Raw genomic sequence first — 496 nt, forward strand, 5'->3', positions numbered from 1 at the left:
ACCAGTAGTATCTCCGAAGTTCAGCGTTACTGTAATTGTAGATTCATTACCACAATCATCTGCAACGGTATAGGTAACAGGAAGCGAACCACAAGGACCACAAACTACGTTTAAGTTGTTGAAGTCGTAATTGGAAGTTACTTGACCAGCAAGATTCATATCACAGTTATCTGTAGCACAAGATTCAAGCGCAAGTATGTTAGCAGTATTCCAAGCATCTGCAATGGTTTCGTTATCATCTGCTGTACAATCTACAGACTCATCTGTAACTGTAGTACAAACTGTTAAATCTGGACCGATAGAATCGTTAAGCGTAAGAATGGCAACAAGTATAGTTTCGTTATCACAATCATCCGCAACGGTATAGGTAACTGTAATTGTACCACCAAGTCCACAAGTGGAAGCAAGGTTGGCAAAAGCATAATCTGAAGTTACATCGAATACCGCATCTGTATCACAAGAATCTGTACCACAAGATTGCAGTGCTAAAATATTA

1 pseudogene is annotated in these 496 nt (G+C 39.3%); it reads right to left on the reverse strand.

The features are described 5' to 3' along the window. A pseudogene (locus ACVCZW_RS00080) lies at positions 1-496 on the reverse strand (gliding motility-associated C-terminal domain-containing protein); the annotation flags it as partial.

This window comes from Lacinutrix sp. MEBiC02595 (assembly GCF_053601555.1).